Here is a 16,284-nt window from a genome sequence, read left to right on the forward strand (position 1 = left end):
GCCCCACACAGACCCGCGCCCCGTCCAACACACTCCGCCCAGCCCGCCCGTCCAACGCGCACCGCTCGCCGCGCCCTGTCCAACAACGCATCCGCCCACACTCCGCCCTGCCCGTACAACGCTCCACGCCCACCCAACAGCCGCACACCCAACACACGCCCGCAACCTGTCCATTCCCCCGCGCGCGGGCCCGTGCTACGCTACACCATGCGTAGCGCTACGGATGGCGTAGCGCCGGCGGCGGCCGACAACAGCAACAACGTGCCGCCGCCAACCGACTTCAACACTGCAAGGGGCAACGGCATGCACAACGTGTGGCAGATCGTCCGGCGCGACGCGCTCCGACTGCTCAAGGTCCCCACGGCCTGGGTGATCGTGTTCGGCCTGATCGCCATCCCGGCGCTCTACGCCTGGGTCAACATCGTGGGCTTCTGGGACCCGTACAACAACACGCGCGCGATCGCCGTGGCCGTGGCCAACGAGGACGAGAGCGCCAACAACGCGCTCATGGGCGAGATGCATCTGGGCGATCAGGTGGAGGACCAGCTCAAGCAGAACACGCAGCTCGGCTGGCAGTTCATGGACGAGTCCGAGGCGATGCGCGCGGTGGAGTCCGGCAAGGCGTACGCGGCGATCGTGATCCCCAAGGACTTCAGCTCGAGCATGAGCGACCTCGTGACCGGCGGCGGCTCGCGCCCGAAGATCGACTACTACGTCAACGAGAAGGCCAACGCCATCGCCCCGAAGGTGACGGACGTGGGCGCCAGCACGCTCGACCAGACCATCAACTCCACGTTCGTCTCCACGGTAAGCAAGGTGGTCGCATCCACCGCCAACACGCTGCTCGACCAGGCCGGGCAGGCGGCCGACGCCGCCAAGACTGAGATCGTGCGGAACGCCGCGGACGCGAAGGGCAACGTGACCGACGTGCGCGGCAAGATCGCCACGCTCACCGCCGAGCTCGACAAGACGCCGGACAAGATCAAGGCCGCGCGCGAGTCGATCGCCACCGCCGCGCAGGTGGGCGACGACGTGTCCGCCGCGCTCGGTCAGGGTTCCACGCTGCTGACCAACGCGCAGAACGCCACCGGATCGTTCGCGTCCTCGCTCTACGGCACGCTCGACAGCGGCTCCCTGCTGCTCTCGCAGGCCTCCTCCGGCGCCACGCTGGGCGTCAACGCGGTGACCGGCGGGCTCGTGCAGGCGCAGCACCACATCGGCTTCGCGATTCAGGTGGGTCAGGCCGTCAACACGGCGAACGGCGAGCTGATCGGCAAGCTCGAGGCCATGAACCGCCCGGAGTTCGCCGCGCTCGTCAGCCAGCTCAAGGCGGAGAACGCCAAGACCGCCACCACGCTCAGGGACCTCGCCACGCTCAACACGGACGCGACCGCCACCACCACGAGCGTGGGCAACGCGGCCACCGGTCTCAACACGGCCACGCAGTCCACGCTGGCCACGCTCGGCGGCGCACGCGACACGCTCTACGGCTCCACGCTGCCGCAGCTGAGCGACGGCGTCACGGGTCTGGCCGGGGCCAGCGGCGACCTGAGCGCCACCATCGCCGGTCAGCGCTCGCTCATCGACCAGACCAACACCGTGCTCGACCAGCTCGACTCCACGATCTCCACCACGCGCAACGCCCTCGCGCAGACGGACAAGAACCTCGCCACGCTGGAGACCCGCCTCGACACGGTCACCACCGACGTGCAGGCCCTGTCCGGCTCCGCGCTCGCCGAGCAGCTGTTCGGCTCCGACGGCGCGCTGGACGTCTCCAAGATCGCGGACTTCATGATGTCCCCCACCGTGCTCAGCACGCAGACCCTCTACCCGCTCAACTCGTACGGCAGCGGCATGGCCCCGCTGTTCACCGACCTGTCCATGTGGGTGGGCGCCTTCGCGCTGGTGGTGATCATCAAGCTCGAAGTGGACGACGAGGGCCTCGAAGACCTCAACCTCACCGCCACGCAGCGTTACATGGGCCGCTGGCTGCTGCTCGCCCCCATGGCCGTGGCGCAGGCCCTGCTCGTGACCGCCGGCGACCTGATCCTCGGCGTGCAGGCCGTGAGCGCGCCCATGTTCATGCTCACCGGCGTCATCTCCTCGCTCACCTACCTGAGCCTCATCTACGCGCTGGCCACCACGTTCCAGCACGTGGGCAAGGGCATCTGCGTGCTGCTGGTGATCGTGCAGATCCCCGGCGCGTCCGGCCTGTACCCGATCGAGATGATGCCCGACTTCTTCCGCAAGGCCTACCCGTTCTTCCCGTTCACGTATTCGATCGACGCGATGCGCGAGACGGTCGGCGGTTTCTACGACGGCCTGTGGATCCGCCACGTGCTTTCGCTCATGGTGTTCGTGGTCGTTTCGTTCACGATCGGCATCGCCGCGCGCCCGTACCTCGCGAACCTCAACGCCCTGTTCGCCCGCCAGATCAAGGAAAGCGACATGATCGTGGGCGAGGAGTTCCACACCCCGGGTCGCGGCCCGAAGCTCTCGCAGGCCATCCTCGCGCTCGCCGACCACGAGGAGTACCGCCGTTCGATCGAGCTGCGCGTGGCCCGGTTCGCGGCCCTGTATCCCAAGCTCAAGCGCGGGGCGCTGATCGCCGGCGTGGCGGTGCCCATCGTGTTCGGCGTGGTGTTCGGCATCAACACCGATTGGAAGCTCGCCGCGCTGGCCAGCTGGATCATCTGGCTGCTCCTCATCATCGGCTTCCTGCTGGTGATCGAGACCACGCGCGATCGGCTGGAGCGCCGCATGGAGCTCGGCACGCTGAGCGACGAGGCGATCCGCAGGCTCATCTACGACCACGAGCGCCAGCGCCACGCGTCCAGGCGCTCGCCGTTCGCCCGCACGTGGCGGAGCCGGCCGGAGGATTCGGCCACGGCCGCGGCGACCGCAACGGACACGGCAGCCGCAACAAACAAGGCGGCGGACACGGCAGATACGACGAACACGACCGGCAGGACGAACACGACGGGAAGGCATGCGGCATGAGCAAGGCGTTCAAACTCTTCACCGGGGACGTGAAGCGCATGTTCAGCAACATCGTCTCCATCATCATCGTGATCGGACTCACGGCCATCCCGGCGGTGTTCACGTGGTTCAACGTGGCCGCCAGCTGGGACCCGTTCTCGTACACCGGTAACCTCAAGTTCGCCGTGGCCAGCGAGGACGAGGGCTATTCGAGCGACCTCATGCCCATGAAGATCACCGTGGGCGACACGGTCCTCAACGCCCTGAGGGCCAACAGCCAGCTTGACTGGACGTTCACCACGCCCGATCAGGCGATCGACGGCACCAAGTCCGGCGAATACTACGCGGCCGTGGTGATCCCCAAGGACTTCAGCCGCAACATGATGACGTTCTTCACCGAGGACGCCCAGCACGCCACGATCACCTACTACCTCAACGACAAGAAGAACGCGCTGGCCCCCAAGGTGACCGGGCAGGGCGCCGATCAGGTGTCCGCGCAGGTCAACCAGATCTTCGCGCAGACGGTCGGCAACGTGGCGCTGAGCCTCGCCAAGGGGCTCATCACGCAGCTGAGCCAGCCGGAGGCGCAGCAGAAGCTCGCCACGTTCAACGGCAACGTGGCGTCCATCGCGGACGACATCGACGGCCTCAACGCCACGATCGACGCGTACGACGGGCTGCTCGACGCGTCCGGCACGCTCATGGCGAGCTCCACGTCGCTGCTCGCGCAGGCCTCCGGCGCGGCCACGGACGTGACCGGCGGGGTCGACTCGGCCAAGTCGTCCGCCTCCGACGTGGCGGGCGCGCTTTCGGGCACCGCGGGCACGCTGAGCCAGGCGCTGGACGCGAGCGCGCAGAGCTTCACGTCCGTGGGCGCGAGCATCGACCAGCTGTACCAGAACGCCGGCAAGCAGGCGGACGACACCGCCACGGCCATCCGCAACCAGGCGACGAACGTGGACGCGCAGGTCAAGGAATACCAGTCGCTGCGCGCCACGCTGGCCACATTGATCGGCAAGCTCGACCAGACCGCGCAGACCGCCGCCCAGCCGCTGCTGGACAAGATGGACGCGAGCATCGAGCGTCTGGGCGCGCTGCGCGACGGGCTCAACGACGCGGCGGACGCGGTGGACGCCGGCAAGGCCACGGCCGAGCAGGGGCGGCAGAACGTCAAGGACCTCGCCGGGCAGGCCGTGCAGAGCGTCAACGACCTCAAGACCGCGTACGCCAATTCGCTCAAGCCGCAGCTCGACCAGATCTCCGCCAACGTGGCCGACGCGGCGAACAAGCTCGCGGGCACGTCCGGCAACCTCGGCTCGGCGATCGGCGACCTGACCGATGCCGCGGACTCGGCGTCCACGGCGATCGGCGACATGCGCATCACGCTCGCGGACGTGAAGGGCAAGCTGTCCGAGGCGTCCGCCACGCTGCACGACTTCTCCGACAAGCTCGGCACGGCCGTCAACAGCGGCGACATGAACCAGGTCAAGGACCTGCTGAGCAACGCCAGCCCCGAGGACCTGGCCGCCACGCTGTCCACGCCGGTGGAGCTCAACCGCCACGCGGTGTTCCCGGTGGCCAACTTCGGCTCGGCCATGGCACCATTCTACTCGGTGCTCTCGCTGTGGGTGGGCTCGCTGCTCATGGCCATCACCCTGAAGCCCACGGTCTCGCGCAGGATCCGCAACGAGCTGGGCAACCCGTCGAACGGGCAGATGTATCTGGGCCACTACGGCATCTTCGGGCTCATCGGGCTCATGCAGAGCACGTTCCTCAACGGCGGCAGCCTGCTGTTCATGCACGTACAGTCCGAGCACCCGTTCGGGTACATGCTCAGCGGCTGGGTCACGTCGCTGGTGTTCTCGTTCATCGTGTACACGCTGCTGGCCTCGTTCGGCAACGTGGGCAAGGCGATCGGCGTGATCCTGCTCATCGTGCAGGTGTCCGGCGCGAACGGCGCATACCCGCTGCAGGTGCTGCCCGCGCTGTTCCAGGAGGTCAGCCCGTTCCTGCCCGCCACGCACGCCATCCGCGCGTTCCGGTCGTCCATCGCGGGCATCTATCAGGGCGACCTGTGGATGTCGCTGGGCGCGCTGCTGCTGTTCGTGCCGCCCATGCTGCTGCTGGGGCTCGTGCTGCGCAAGCCGCTCATCCGGTTCAACACGTGGTACATCGCCAAGGTCGAGTCGACCAAGCTGCTGTAGGCGCGGCTCGGGATTGCTTAATGCTCGGGAACTGAGGGGGATGCGATGACTATGACTATGACGACGGATTCGGCGGGGGCGCCGGCCGAGGCGACCGGGCGCGGACGGCACACGCGCGAGGCCACGGACCGCAAGATCCTGCACACGGCCATGGAGATCGCCCTGCAGCGCGGCATCGCGGGCGTGACGATCGAGGAGGTGGCCCGGCGCAGCGGCGTGGCGAAGACGACCATCTACCGCCGCTATGCGAACACCAACGACCTTTTGCGCGGGCTGCGCACGCTGGGCGTGCCGGACGCCGGCGTGATCCACGAGATGACGCCCACGCGCGGCAATCTGGAGGCGCTGCTGCGCACGATCGTCGAACGGTTCCGGTCGAGCATCGGCGTGAAGGCCGTGGGGCTCGTGATGTCGTCCGACGACGAGTTCTTCCACCACGTGGTGGACGACACGATCCAGCCCGAGGAGCGGCGCTGCGAGGAATTCTTCCGGCAGGGCGTGAAGGCGGGCGTGTTCCGCGCGGGCGTGGACGTGCGCTTCCTGTTCGGCACCGCGATCGGGTCGATGGTGGCGTGCGAGGCGCTCGGCGGCGAGGTGGGCGACGATTGGGCCGCGCGCATGACGGACCTCATCTGGCCCGCCATCGCCGCCTGAGCCATGCCCCCATCGCCGCCGGAATGAGGAGAGCGGCTCCTTACAGCTCGTCGTAGATGAGCAGGCTGGCCTGCGCGATCTTCGACCAGCTCGAATGCTCGGTCATGATCACCATCGCGTAGTCGCCCTTGTCGCAGCGAACGATCGCCGCGTCGTGCAGCAGCGCGTTGAGGAAGCCGACCTTGTCCTGCACCACGCCGTCGGAGCCGATGCCGGTCGGGATGCCCTCGCGGTACACCTGCGTCTGCATGAGCGGGAACAGCTTGTCCGTGGACGCCTTGGTGGCGATGGTGTTGTTGTAGTAGCCCTTGAGCACGGTCGCCAGATCGTTGGGCGTGGTGCGCATGTTGCCGGGCGTGAAGTTGGTGTTGTTCGCGCCGATCGAATGCGCCTGCTGGGTCACGGTGTTGAAGCCGTACGCGCGCAGCCACGCCTCCGGGCACGCGTTGTCCGAGTTGACGATCATGCGCGTCAGGCACGTGTTGAGCGTGGTGCCGTTGAGCGGGCTGTTCCACGTGAGCTTGCCGGACTCCACGGCCTGGAACATGGAGTAGGCGATGTACAGCTTGTACGTGGACGCGGAGGTGAGCACGCCGTCCGCGTTGATCTGGAGCTTCGACTCGCCGGTCTTGAGGTCGTAGACGGCCACCTCGTAGGTGGCGTTGCCGAACAGCTGCTTGAGCTTGTCCTCGATCGTCCCCTCGGTGGGCAGGTTCTCGTACAGGGCCGCGTTGGTGATGTTGCGCGCGGTCACCTCCACGGGCGCGTTCTTGCCGGAGTTGAGCATCTGCGCGAGCGCGTCAGCCGTCTTGGACATGTCGACCGCACGGGAGGCGCGGGCGTCGGTGGCGAACACCTCCGGCACGGCCTTGGCGGCGACGGCCTTCCTGGCCACTTCGAGCGCCACGCCCTTGGCCTTGAACACGTCGTTGAGCTTGGACTGGTCCACGGCGGCGTCGAGCTTCGTGTTGTCCTTCTCGTTCTGCGTGACGCTGATCGTGCCGGCGAGGTCCGCGGGAGACAGCGTCCACGTGCCGTCGGCGTAGGTGAAGTTCACGCCGTTGCCGAGCCCGGCCGCGAGCGTGGTGCGCAGCTGGTCGGCGGTCTGCGTGGCGACGGTCGGCTGCACGACGTTGAGGTTGAGCGTGGCGGCGAGCAGGTCGCCCTTCGCGGTTTCGTCCACGTTGCCGCCGGCCGCGGAGATCACGTCGCCGGGGTTGAACGTGTAGCCGTCCCGGGCCTCGACCGTGGCGAGCGCGCCGTCCTTCGCCTCGATGCCGGCGTTGCGCACCTCGGACGTGATCTGTCCTTCGCCCGCGGTGACGGCCTTGGGCAGGCCCTCCGCGGTGGTGTTGTGCGAGAACAGCCACGAGAACGGGATGAGGCGCTTGATGAACGAATGGCGGGCCGCCTCGCCGGCGCGCTGCGCGTAGTCGACGGTGAGCCCGGCGTCCTTGGCGGCGAGTTCGATCTTGGATCCGGTGGACTGGTCGGTGAGCGCCACGTTGCGCGCGGAGACTTCCGCGTTGAGGCGCTCGGTGACATCCTTGACGCTCTGACCGCCCACGGAGTAGCCGTCGAGCGTGGCGAGCGGGTAGAAGCGGCTGGACGGCCAGAACAGCTGGAACAGCTCCACGAGCAGCACGACGCCGAGCACCGCCACGAGGATGCGCCGGCGGGTGTACGTGCGGCTTTGCAGCATGGTCACGTGCCCGGCGTGGTGTGCGCCGCCGTTATTGGCGCGGCCGCTGGCATGGCCGGTGCGCCCGCCGCCGTTGCCGTGGCTGCTGGCGTTGCCGCGACCGTCCGGGAAGCCCGCGGAACCGGCCGTGCGCCCGCCCCGGCCACCGCGTCCGCCATTGCCGGCGCCCCCGTTCACACCACTGTCGCCGGCGTTCGCAATCCGCGGCGCCGCCACATGGCTCACCGGCTCCACCGGCCCCTCGGCCCACGAATCCTCCACGAGGAAATCGGGCACCGACGGCTGATCGTTGTTGTTGCCGGACGACGAAGACGACGAAGACACGGAACGAGGCATAACTTCAACTCCCCAAACTGGCGAGAACTTCCATCACGAAACTGCCCAACAGTTTCCCCCAAAGGGCTGACAGCTCCCATTACGGACATTGCGCACTTTACGGGCCGAAACCGACGCCCCGGCGTCCGTTTCGCGCTTGGAATCCCGGATTTCGTCGCTTTCGGCCCGCCTTTTGCGGGCGACATCCCCCGCAACGGCTCGCAGCAGCACGCCAACAGCCAAACTGGTAACTTTACTTTGCCAATTTTCCCAAAACCGGCAAAGCAAAGTGACCAGTTGCGTCCCACAGACGCCTACTGAATCGACGCCTCCTGGCGGGCCACCTTGAGGGCCTCGTTGAAGGCGTCGGACGTCCAGCTGGCGCCGGCCACGGTGTCGATTTTGAGGTCCTTGAGGGGCTTGCCGTCCACCACGCCGTTGATGGCGGCCGCGAAGTCGTTCTGGTGGTTCTTGGAGATGGTGGTGAACGGGTGGCCGACCACGTCCACATTGGCCACGTTGCCGTCCTTGACGGTGATGGTCACGTCGATGGTGTCCTCGCCGATCGGGCCGTACACGCCCTGCACCTTGTAGTCGCCGTCCGCGTAGTTGCCGGTGTCCTTCTTGTCCGACGACGGCTGGCTGTGCGTCGACTGCGCGGTGGGGTTGGTGGCGTTGTCCGAGTCCGAGCCGGACGGGGCCGCGCTGGACTCGCCCGAGTCGCCGGCGTACTCGTCGTTCATCGGCACGGCCCTGGGCTCTCCGCAGCCGGACAGCAGCGCCAGACCGGCCGCCGTGAGCGCCACCGCCTTCACCGCCGTGCTCCTCGCGGCGGTCGCTTTTGCCGCAGCGGCCCCGTCCGCGGCGAAAGTCTTCCGCCCGTCAATCGTCTCGTTCATCCCGTTCGTCATCATCGTCTCCTAGTCGCCTCCAACGTCCTTTGCATATCGTCCCGTGCCGACCCGCATCCACGCGCCCGTCTGCCCATTATCGCAGATTGAGCGAATCCAGTGCAGGACCTGTCATCGCCCCGCCGCCGCGCACTGGATCCGCTCAATCCTCGCAGTCCGCCGCACGGATTGAGCGAATCCAGTGCCGTACAGGCCAAAATCCACCGCCAGCGCACTCGATCCGCTCAATCCACGCAAAGTGCACCACAGAATGAGCGAATCCAGTGCCGTACAGGCCGCAAACCGCAAGCCGCACAGCCCACAATCCACACGGTTCACAGTCCGCGGATCGGCAGCACCCGGCAGTACCCGGTGGCATTCGGCAGCACCCGGCCGCATTCGGCAGCGTCCGACCCGCGGCGCTCAGGCCTCGCCGCCGGTCTTGGCCGCCTTGGTCGGATCGGCGAACCCGATGGCCGTCTCGCCGCGCTGCGCGTCCTCGGCGGTGGAACCGGTGGACGCCGGACGCCCGCCCGCCGCCTCGTACGCCGCCTTGGCCGCCGGATCGTTCCACTTCTCGCCCACGAGCACGCCGTGGTTGAGCATGATCTCGCGCTCGGCGCAGCTGGCCACCAGCGCGTCGTGCGTGACCACGATGATCGTGGTGCCCTGCTCGTGCAGCTGGCGGAACAGGTCGAGCACGATCTTCTCGTTCTTCTCGTCGAGGTTGCCGGTGGGCTCGTCGGCGAGGATGATCTTCGGGCAGTTGATGAGCGCGCGGGCCACGCACACGCGCTGCTGCTCGCCGCCGGAGAGCTGGCCGGGCAGATGGTGGGCGCGGTCCTTGAGGCCCACGCGGTCGAGCGCCGCCAGCGCCTCCTTCTCGTCCACCACGGAGTGGTAGTACTGCGCGACCATCACGTTCTCCACGGCCGTCAGGTGCGGCACGAGGTAGAACTTCTGGAACACGAGGCCGATCATGTTCTTGCGCACGTCGGCGAGCTGCGTGGCGTTGAGGTCCTCGAGCTTGCGGCCCTCGAGCTTCACGGATCCCTTGGACGGGGTGTCCATGCAGCCGATCATGTTCATGAGCGTGGTCTTGCCGGAGCCGGACGAGCCGACGATCGCGAGCCATTCGCCGGCCGGCACCGTCAGCGACAGATCGTCCACGGCCTTGAGGTCGCCGTAGATCTTGGAGATGTGGTCGAGTTCAAGCAGCATGGTCATGGTTACTCCTTATTCCGATTCCAAGGATTATTCCTCACGCAGCACGATGGCCGGGTCGATGCGGGTGGCGCGGTGCACCGGCGGCACGGATGCGATCACGGCGACGAGCACGGACAGGACGACCGAGGCGATCCCCAGCCACCAGTTGAAGCCGAGCGAGCGCTGGAACACGGCCGTGGTGAGCGCCAGCGCGAAGCCGTAGCCCACGCCGGTGCCGAGCAATCCGCCCACGAGGCCGTAGACCGCGGATTCGGCGTAGAACTCCACGCCGATGCTGCGCGACGAGGCGCCGAGCGCCTTCCTCAGGCCGATCTCGTTGCGACGCTGCGAGACGATGGACGAAATGGTGGTGCCCACGCCCACGAGCGTGAGGACCAACACCACGAGCGAGACGATCCAGAACAGGGTCTGCAGCATGGTGATGATGCGCGTGTCCGACGAGGTGATCTTGGTGACCTGCTGCGCCTTGACGTGCATGGAGGTCATGTCGTTGATGGACTGGACCAGCGCGGTCAGGTCGTCGCCGGACAGGTCGACCGAGTATTCGATCACGTCGGCGCCGCGCGTGGAGCCGGTGAGCTTGGCCACGTCGTCCGCGTCGGCGTAGATGATCGAGTCCTCACTGCCGCCGGTGTCCACGATGCCGGCCACGCGGAACTCGGTGCCGGACGTGTCCATGATGTCGCTGGAGACGCGGCCGTCCTGCATCTGCTGGGAGTTGCCCGACCCGGAGTTGCCCGACCCGGAGCCGTCCGAGCCGGAAGCGTCCGAGCCGGAGTTGCCCGACCCGGAGCCGTCCGAGCCGGAAGCGTCCGACCCCGCGGCGGCGTTGTCCGACGCGCGGTAGCCGATGGTGATGCCCGACCCCACCTTGAGGTTCATGGCGTCGGCCACGTCGCGGCCCACGAGCACCTTGCCCGCGCTCGGCCAGTCGCCCTCCACGTTCCAGTGGTGGTTGAGGTCCTCCACCTTCGCCGCGTCGACGCCCGCCATCACGTACGGCGCCGCATTGACGCGCACGTTCTCGTAGCGGTACGTGGCGTACTTGGCGGCGCCCTTGGCGGTCACCATCTCGGTGGTGTGCTCCACCATGTCGTCGCCGATGCCCGACTTGTCGCCGGAGCCGTCCGTGGACGCGGCGGGCGTCACGATCAGGTTCGCGCCGTACGCGCGCATCTCCTGGTTCATCTGCTGCGGCACGGCGATGCACACCATCGCCAGGCAGAACAGCGTGGCCGCGCCCACGAGCGAGGCGACCACGGCCATGGCCGCGCGCGAACGCCTGCGGAACACCGCGCTGAGCAGCATCCTAAAGAACATGCCGGTGTTGGTCATCGGATCATCCCTTTCATACGATCAGCATCGCGATCAGCGCCCATGCAGCACCTCCGCCGGCTTGAGGCTCAGAATCGAGCGGATCGACGACGCGGACGCGATGAGCACGGTGAGCGCCAGCAGCACGAACACGAGCACGAACACCATGGGCCGCATGGTGATGCCCGATCCGAACACCACATGCCCGATGATCTGCGCCACCCCGGAGCCGAGGCCCGCGCCCACGAGCGCGCCGAGCAGCGAGATCGCCGCGGTCTCCGCCATCATGAGGCGCGAGACGGCGCCGTCGGTCGCGCCGATCGCCTTGAACAGCGCCAGTTCGGACGACCGTTCGCCGATCGACGCGACCATGAGGTTGGCCACGGCCACGGCGGCGGCGATGAGGCTCAGCGCGGTCATGAGGATCATCACGGCCTGTGTCTTCTGCAGCACGTTGCCCTGCAGCGCGGCCACCTGACGCACCTGCTTGGCCACCGCGCCGGGGATCACCTCCTCGATCTGGTAGGCGATCGAGCTCGGGTACGCGGTGCAGTACCACGTCTCCCAGTCGTCCTGGCTCAGCGCGGCGGGGTTCTGCGCGGCCTTGCGGGCCAGATCGTTCTCCGGCGTGGTCAGGGCCTTGACCTCGATCTTGTCGACCGAGTCGGGAAGCCCGGCGAGCCGCTGCGCCACGGAGGACGGCAGGTAGACCGAACCGTTCTCGTCGTCGCCCGAATCGTACACGCCCACCACCTTGAGCGACGCGATGTTGGCGGTGCCGTCCGCCGCGGTCTTGGCGAGGTTCAGCGTGCCGCCCACGCCGAGGCCCAGCTTGGCGGCCAGATCCTTGCCGAGCATGGCCTCGTCGGCGTCGTCCTTGGGCCATGCGCCCTCGGTCTTCCACCACGAGCGCATGCCCTGCACGCCGGCCACGGTCGTCTCGCCCGAGTCGAGCGTGAGGTTCTTGCGGAACCACGTGCCCACCAGCGGCACGGTCTCGCCGGCGCCGGAACCGTCGGCGACCTGCGCGTGCACGTTGAGCTCGGGCGCGAAGTTGGTGATGTTGAACGCCCAGAAGATCGTCTTGATCTTGGGCGCGTCCGACTCCTTGAGGAACGTGGTCGGATCCGCCTGCGACGACGGCGATCCGGCGTCGGTGTTGTACAGGTCGGCCACCACGGCGTCGGCCTTGGGCTGCACCACGATGTTCGAGCCGTAGGTGCTCAGCTCGGCGTTGAGCTTGTCGCCCACGTCGAACACCACGCCGAGCATCGCCACGCTCACCGTGGCGGACAGGCACACGGTGAGCGCTATGAGCAACCGCCGGCGCAGCTGCCGGGTGAACGACCGCGCGATCATACGCATGAAAAACATGGGAACCTCCCGCCTTTCCCGTTACTGGAAGTGGGCGCTCAGCGCGTCCAGGTCGGAAGTCTGGATGGTGATCTGCCCGTCGCCGGTCTTGTACGGGAACGGGACCGGGTTGCATCCGCCCTTGAAGCCGATGGTCGCCAGATTGATGGCCACCTCGCACTTCTTGCAGATGATCTTGCCGTCTTTCTCGTAGTATCCCGCGTCGCCGCAGTTCTCACAGGCGTCGAGGCCGATGCCGTACGCGCCGCCGTTCTTCTTGATGATGATGAAGCGCATCACGGTGCCGTCCTTGGCCTTGTACTCGAAGCGGTGCAGATGCCCGTCCTCCACCTGCGAGAACGGGATGGTGGCCACGCCGTCGGCCAGTTCGTAGGCCTCCGGGGGCGACAGAGTGATGGTCTGCTGCGTGGCGGCCTTGCCCACGGTGAGCGTGCAGGTGACGGCGATCATGGCCACGAGGCTCCACGCGGCGGCGGCGATCGCGCGGCGGCGGAACGCCTTGTTGCTGCGGATCGCGGCGTCGTTGAGGTCCGGCACGTTGCGGGTCTGCATGCGCGCGCCGGCGACGACGGAGGCGACCGCGGGGATGAGGAACACGAACGTCTGGGCGAGGATCATCCAGTCGTTGTGGTTGATGGACCACGCGAGCGCCACGAACATGGTGTGCGTGAAGCGCATGCGGCGGGCCTGCAGGATCTGCATGAGGCCGGTGAGGTGCTGCGCGAGGAGGATGGCCATCATGAGCGCCACGGCGGTGGTGAACGCCCAGCGCACGGCCGTGGTGCGCATGGTGCGGAAGATGGCCGCCACGACCACGGACGCGGCCACGCCGAGCAGGAATCCGAGCGCGCGCAGCAGCATGGCGGACGTGAACACGGGGGCGTCCGGCTCCACCCAGATCGTCAGCTGCAGGATCACGTCCGGCAGCGCGTAGAACACCGTCAGGGCGATCTGCACGGCCGCGACCGCGTTGGCCAGATGCATGAGCGCCTTGTGCCGCGTCCAATTGCGCGTGATCGCGTGCGCGCACAGCACCATGACGAGCGCCAGCGCGTCCACGATCACCGCGCACACGAGCACCGGGTAGTTGACGAAGGTGCGCTGGTTGATGACCGCCGTGGCCCTGAGCCCGGCGAACACGACGGCCGCGACGAGGCCCACGAGGAGACCCACGAGCCGCCACCGCGCGCTCACGGGCTTGTCCCTGCCCTCGCCCACGGTGAACATCACGCCGAGGCACATGATGAGCAGCGCGGGGACGAGCGTCCCCGGCATCACCGTTACGAATTGTTCGAGCATGCGCACCCTTTCTTCCTAAACCGACCAAAGCCCCCTCGGGGTGAGGGGGCTGGTCGGATGCGGCCTATGGCCGGCTCGAGGTTAACACGCGGCGGATTGAAAGCCCGCGGGCTTTCCGCTCACGGCGGTCGCGACGCCGTTCGTGAGCGCTACGCGAAGCCCACTGGGCTTCGCGCTATACGCGCTCACCACTGACGCGGGGTGTAATCCCAGTTGTCGAAGGTGACCTCGATCGGCTCGGTCCAGAAGTGGCCCTTGACGCCGGTCTCCGGGTCGACGTGCAGCATCCAGCCCTTGGCGGCCGGGGACTCGATGGAGAGCTTGAGCTGGTAGGTGCCGGCCTTGTCGAGCTTCACGTTGGCGCCGTAGTGCGGGCCGTCGGAGGCGTTCATCTGCATGAAGGTGCCGGAGGTGGCCTTGCCGCCCTCGACCTCCTTGCCGGTGGACTTGTCGATGATGGTGTAGTTCACGGTGAGGTCCGGGATGAAGTCGCCCTTGCCGTAGCCCAGGTCGACGGCCTGCTCGTTGCCGTGGATGTCGGCCTCGAGGTGGAAGCTCGCCTCGGCGGCCTTGAGGCCCATGGAGGCGGGCTCCATGTCGATCGGCTGGAAGTAGACGGCGCCCACGGTCAGCGGGCCAGCCTCCTGATCCTGCTCCTCGGCGGTGCCGGACGGGCCCACCGGGACCTCCTCGAAGCCGGCGCCGGCGTCGGCGGAGCTGGAGGAGTCGGACGCGGCGGAGCTGGAGGTGTCCGAGGCGGCGGTGTTGGTGGACGCGTTGTTGGAGCTGTTGCCGCAGGCGGCCAGGGAGAAGGCCATGGAACCGGCGAGCAGCACGCCGAGCAGCGTGGTGATGTTCTTCTTCATTTCTTTTCCTCTTTCCTGTGTGAATGGGTATTCACGTGTTGGTTGTTGGTTTTCGGGTGGGGTAAGTCTGTGCGCGCGGCGGCTACTTGGCCTCGGGGTCCTGGCCCGTCTTGGCGTTCTGGCCGGCCTTGTCGGCGGCCTTCTCGCGGCGGTCCTTGGCGAAGCCGATTGCGAAGAGCGCGATCACCGCCACCGCGGCGATGGCCTGGGCCACGATCGTCTCCACGTACGGGTAGAAGCCGAGCCAGTCGTTGGTGGGCACGCCCGTGAGGTACGTGCCGGCCACGAGGTCGCCCTCGATGAGCGCGTGCACGCCGCCGCCGGCGAAGATGACCACGAGCACGGCCATGAGGATGGACGTGACCAGGAAGAACGGGCCGATCGGGATCTTCACGGACGTGAAGCGGATGATCAGGAAGATGATCACCAGCACCACGGCCGCCGCGATGCCGCCGATCCACATGCCCTGCGAATCCTGGCTCATCGAGTAGATCGACTGGTAGAAGATCACGGTTTCGGCGCCCTCGCGGAACACGGCGAGGAAGCTCAGCATGGCGAGCGAGAACACCATGCCCGCGGTCACGGACTCGCCGGCCGCCAGCGCGCCGCCGGCCTTGCTCACGGCGGCCTCGGTCTTCTGCTTGATGTACTTGTTCCACGAGGCGACCGAACGCTTGTTGAGCATCCAGTTGCTGGTCCACAGCAGCATGAGCGTGGCGATCAGGGCGCACACGCCCTCCATGATCTCCTGCAGCGGGCCGGAGCCGCCGAACGCGAGCACGAAGACCACGGCGATCGCGCCGGCGCCCGCGATGCCCGCGGCGATGCCGAGGTAGATCCACTTGACGAGCTTCCTGTTGCCCGACTTGACGAGGTACGCGATGATCGCGGCGCACACGAGCAGCGCCTCGAGGCCCTCGCGGATGAGGATGATGAACGCCTGGCCGATCGAGCTGGTGACGAACTTGGTGAAGCCGTTCTGGTTCGCGCCGCCGTTGCCGTCGAGGATGCCGGCGTCGGTGACGAGCATGTTCTTGAGGTCGTCCACGAGCTGCTTGGTGGCCTTGAGGTCGCCGCCCTTGTTCATGGACGAGCGGATCTCCTTGAACTGGTATTCCACCTGGGAGACGCGGTTGCCGCTGATCGCGTTCATCACGTTCTTCTCGAAGCCGAGCTTCTCGTAGTACTGGTAGTAGGCCTCGTTGACGAGCGTGGCGCCCTTCGCGCCGTCGCCGCCCTCATAGGCCTGATACGCGTTGTCGAGGATCGGGGTCATCTCGTTGGCTACGTCGGTCCACGAGCGGCTGCCCTTGCCGAGGTTCGGCTTCTTGGCGGCGTCGAGCTGCTTGGCGGTGTCGTCAAGATCCGTCGTGAGCGCGTTGATCTGCTCCTCGAGCTTGGCGTCGTTGCCCGGCACGTAGGAGAGGTTCTGGATGCCCTGGAACGCCTGCTGCTGGCTC

The 16,284-nt window shown here is 67.2% G+C and carries 11 protein-coding genes; 3 read left to right on the forward strand and 8 right to left on the reverse strand.

Annotation, left to right across the window (positions count from 1 at the left end; genetic code table 11):
* Positions 1–261: 261 nt before the first annotated feature.
* From DSM100685_RS10225 to DSM100685_RS10235, 3 genes are read left to right on the forward strand one after another with little or no spacing between them, the layout of a single operon-like run.
* On the forward strand, positions 262–3,000 hold the full coding sequence (locus DSM100685_RS10225) for a YhgE/Pip domain-containing protein (protein ID WP_240811905.1): 2,739 nt from the start codon (positions 262–264) through the stop codon (positions 2,998–3,000).
* Complete coding sequence (locus tag DSM100685_RS10230) at positions 2,997–5,183, forward strand: YhgE/Pip domain-containing protein (RefSeq protein WP_152351236.1); 2,187 nt, start codon at positions 2,997–2,999, stop codon at positions 5,181–5,183. Before DSM100685_RS10225 ends, DSM100685_RS10230 begins: the two co-directional genes overlap by 4 nt.
* A gap of 51 nt (positions 5,184–5,234) precedes the next feature.
* On the forward strand, positions 5,235–5,837 hold the full coding sequence (locus tag DSM100685_RS10235) for a TetR/AcrR family transcriptional regulator (protein WP_420837386.1): 603 nt from the start codon (positions 5,235–5,237) through the stop codon (positions 5,835–5,837).
* Between the two features lie 40 nt (positions 5,838–5,877).
* On the opposite strand, the gene DSM100685_RS10240 is transcribed toward DSM100685_RS10235, so the two are convergent.
* From DSM100685_RS10240 to DSM100685_RS10275, 8 genes are all read right to left on the reverse strand, one after another.
* Complete coding sequence (locus DSM100685_RS10240) at positions 5,878–7,875, reverse strand: serine hydrolase (protein ID WP_239512738.1); 1,998 nt, start codon at positions 7,873–7,875, stop codon at positions 5,878–5,880.
* A gap of 293 nt (positions 7,876–8,168) precedes the next feature.
* The gene (locus DSM100685_RS10245; RefSeq protein WP_152351237.1) at positions 8,169–8,753 is read right to left on the reverse strand and encodes an FMN-binding protein; all 585 of its coding nucleotides are present in this window, start codon (positions 8,751–8,753) and stop codon (positions 8,169–8,171) included.
* A 414-nt stretch (positions 8,754–9,167) separates the two neighbouring features.
* Positions 9,168–9,965 carry an ABC transporter ATP-binding protein gene (locus DSM100685_RS10250; protein WP_152351246.1) on the reverse strand — a complete coding sequence of 266 codons (798 nt, stop codon included), beginning with the start codon at positions 9,963–9,965 and terminating at the stop codon, positions 9,168–9,170.
* A gap of 33 nt (positions 9,966–9,998) precedes the next feature.
* Complete coding sequence (locus DSM100685_RS10255) at positions 9,999–11,306, reverse strand: ABC transporter permease (RefSeq protein ID WP_152351238.1); 1,308 nt, start codon at positions 11,304–11,306, stop codon at positions 9,999–10,001.
* A gap of 33 nt (positions 11,307–11,339) precedes the next feature.
* Positions 11,340–12,659 carry an ABC transporter permease gene (locus DSM100685_RS10260; RefSeq protein WP_152351239.1) on the reverse strand — a complete coding sequence of 440 codons (1,320 nt, stop codon included), beginning with the start codon at positions 12,657–12,659 and terminating at the stop codon, positions 11,340–11,342.
* 21 nt (positions 12,660–12,680) lie between these two features.
* Positions 12,681–13,958, reverse strand: coding sequence for a DUF2318 domain-containing protein (locus DSM100685_RS10265; protein WP_152351240.1), 1,278 nt, complete (start codon positions 13,956–13,958; stop codon positions 12,681–12,683).
* 185 nt (positions 13,959–14,143) lie between these two features.
* Positions 14,144–14,824, reverse strand: a complete 681-nt coding sequence (locus DSM100685_RS10270) for an iron transporter (RefSeq protein ID WP_152351241.1) — start codon at positions 14,822–14,824, stop codon at positions 14,144–14,146.
* A gap of 82 nt (positions 14,825–14,906) precedes the next feature.
* The coding region (locus tag DSM100685_RS10275; protein ID WP_152351242.1) for an FTR1 family iron permease at positions 14,907–16,284 on the reverse strand (1,378 nt) is incomplete at its 5' end.

Origin of the sequence: Bifidobacterium avesanii, assembly GCF_009299475.1 — a bacterium.
GTDB lineage: Bacteria > Actinomycetota > Actinomycetes > Actinomycetales > Bifidobacteriaceae > Bifidobacterium > Bifidobacterium avesanii.